The sequence below is a fragment of the Thauera sp. 2A1 genome, assembly GCF_009469595.2.
Taxonomy (GTDB): domain Bacteria; phylum Pseudomonadota; class Gammaproteobacteria; order Burkholderiales; family Rhodocyclaceae; genus Thauera.
This window is the reverse complement of sequence record NZ_SSXV01000063.1, coordinates 653-3,002: the sequence shown is the minus strand read 5'-3', so window position 1 is coordinate 3,002 and position 2,350 is coordinate 653. Positions and strand designations below refer to the sequence as shown.

4 protein-coding genes are annotated in these 2,350 nt (G+C 32.7%); all 4 read right to left on the bottom strand.

Annotated features, from left to right (window positions below; genetic code table 11):
- Positions 1 to 143: 143 nt before the first annotated feature.
- The 4 genes from GH664_RS22185 to GH664_RS22170 all read right to left on the bottom strand — a co-directional run bounded on the left by GH664_RS22185 (position 144) and on the right by GH664_RS22170 (position 2,251).
- Positions 144 to 461 (bottom strand): hypothetical protein, encoded by a 318-nt coding sequence (locus tag GH664_RS22185; RefSeq protein ID WP_153170258.1) that lies wholly within the window; start codon positions 459 to 461, stop codon positions 144 to 146.
- 381 nt (positions 462 to 842) lie between these two features.
- Complete coding sequence (locus tag GH664_RS22180; RefSeq protein WP_153163783.1) at positions 843 to 1,175, bottom strand: hypothetical protein; 333 nt, start codon at positions 1,173 to 1,175, stop codon at positions 843 to 845.
- A 72-nt stretch (positions 1,176 to 1,247) separates the two neighbouring features.
- On the bottom strand, positions 1,248 to 1,682 hold the full coding sequence (locus tag GH664_RS22175) for a hypothetical protein (protein ID WP_153163784.1): 435 nt from the start codon (positions 1,680 to 1,682) through the stop codon (positions 1,248 to 1,250).
- 14 nt (positions 1,683 to 1,696) lie between these two features.
- Positions 1,697 to 2,251: a head fiber protein gene (locus tag GH664_RS22170; protein ID WP_153163785.1), complete on the bottom strand. Its 555-nt coding sequence runs from the start codon at positions 2,249 to 2,251 to the stop codon at positions 1,697 to 1,699.
- Positions 2,252 to 2,350: the final 99 nt, after the last annotated feature.

Sequence of the window (2,350 nt, the reverse complement as noted above, 5' to 3'; positions counted from 1 at the left end):
CTATTTAATGTCTCTTCTACACCAGTAGCTCTTTCTACTTCATTTGCTATAGCTGTAGCATTAGCAGACTCAGCACCTTTAGCTCTAGTTACTTCACTAGCTAAATCACTAGTTAGTTTCTATTCTGCTTTCTCTGCTCTAGTCTATTCAGCTGTTACAGTTGTATCTGTATATGACTTAGCCTGTTTAATAGCATTAGCTATAGAACCAGTAGTAGATTCATTACCATTAATAATAGTAAGTTTATCTTCATTCACTTTTACTCTATTAGTAAGTGAAGACACATTATTATTAATAGTAGTATCAGCTTGAGTTCTATCAAGTATCTCTTGAGCTAAGTTATCAGCTACTTCTTGAATACTACTTTCAATAGCAGTAGTATCAAATGAACCTGATAAAGCATCCCAACCTTCTTCAGTCCATACTACATTAGTACCAGCATCATAATGCTTACCACTCAAGTTAAATGCATTAGTAATATTATATACATCGCCAACTACATTGTTGTCTTTAGGTAGAGCTTCAAACGTACTAGATCCTTTTACTTTATAAGCACCAGATAGTTTAGCATCTACTTGTGCCTTAGTATAAGTGTCAGACTTATCTGCTTTTAATGCTAATGCAGTATTAGTTGCAGCAGTATGATCTGTAATCTTATTATCAAGTTCTTCTTCTTTAGCCTTAGCTCTATTAGTTTCTACTAAGATAGCTGCATTTCTATCACTAACTTCTGTAGCGATAGCTTCTTTTCTATCCTGTACTTCCTTGTTTATAGCATTAGTATGTTGAGTATCTACTTGAGTAGATCTATTAATTTCATTCTGTAAATTAGTACTAATAGTCTATTCAGCAGATTGAGCTCTATTCTTCTCAGTAGCTATATCATTGCCTAATTTAGTTTCAGCAGCACGAGCAGTAGCAGCTTCTTTATCTATATTACTTTGTAAAGTAGTTAAAGACTGTTCTAATGAATCTGAATCAATAGCAATACTAATTACATTATCTTCACTAATACTAACATCTTTACCTGGTTTTAACTTATTAATTAAGTCATTATAATCACCAGATGTAGCTACTGGTTTAAAATCTGGTTTACCAGTAATATTATTCCATTGTACAGCTAGATCACCAGATGCACTAATTACATTAGTTTCTTGATCAATTTCAATGTTCAAACCTGCAATGAGTTTCTTCTAATACTTTGCACGTATATCAGCAAAGGTATCAATCATCTCAGTATGAAGTTCCTATAACTGATGTTGTTTAACAAAGTCTAAGAAGTCTTTAGATGTGACAATACCAGCTGATCCAGTAGATGCTATGGGTAAAGATATAGAATCATTACTTCCATCATACTTAAACATTACCATAGTAATGCCATTAGGATTTGAAGTATTAAACTGTATATCTTTTATTACGTCTTTTACCTCTTCATCATCTACTTTACTATCTACATCACTAATGTTTGCTTTATCATTAAGCAATTTGTTTACTTGTGTTTTAGTATAGTAGTTGCTAAAGTCAGGTGTACCACCAGAGGCAGCTAGCCTTACCCATTCGGTTCCATTGAAATATTTAATGCTACCACCGTAAGGATTATCAGATAAGTCAACCCAATAGTCTATTTCTTCTGGATTAGGTTGAACAGATGTTGCAAAAAATATTATCCTATTTGTTACCATATGTATTTGTTATATTAAGCTGCTGGAGTTTCTAATGCAGCAACTCTTGTAGTTAATGCGTCAATTAAATCTTTTAAAGCTTTACCTTGTGCAGCAGCTAAAGCTTCTGTAGTACTAGTACTTGTTAAAGTGTTATTTATAGTCACTTTAGTATCTGCTGTAGGAGGTGTATATCCTAATGCACTAGTCACATTAGCTTTACTAAGACTAATTGTACCGTTACTATAAGAAATATTTGTTCCTACCTTTACTCCACCAATAATTTCAGCTGTAGCTGTTGGTAAAACATATTTATTTGCTTGTGCAGCAATACCATCTAGTTTAGTTTTATATGCATCCGTAAAGTCATTACTGGATAGTTCTTTTCCTTCTACCTTATCTACTTTACCTGATTCAAGTGCAGCAATCTTAGCACTCTGATCATTATCTGTATCATCATTTATTGGTAGCCATTTGCTACTACCTGCATAATACTTAATTACATTACCTTTTGGATCTGCTGCTAAGTCAACCCAGTAATCAAACTCTTTGGGATTTGGAGCTATATAGCTTCTTGTTATTCTTGTCATATACGTATATTTTAATTATTAATTCTAATGTATTACAAACTGTAATAACTTATGAGTTCCAGTAGGATCACTTATATTTAAAGATACTCTAGCCTATCT

Excerpts from the sequence above, each read along its gene's own strand:
- GH664_RS22175 (WP_153163784.1), bottom strand. The coding sequence starts at position 1,682 with ATGGTAACAAATAGGATAATATTTTTTGCAACATCTGTTCAACCTAAT.
- GH664_RS22170 (WP_153163785.1), bottom strand. The coding sequence starts at position 2,251 with ATGACAAGAATAACAAGAAGCTATATAGCTCCAAATCCCAAAGAGTTT.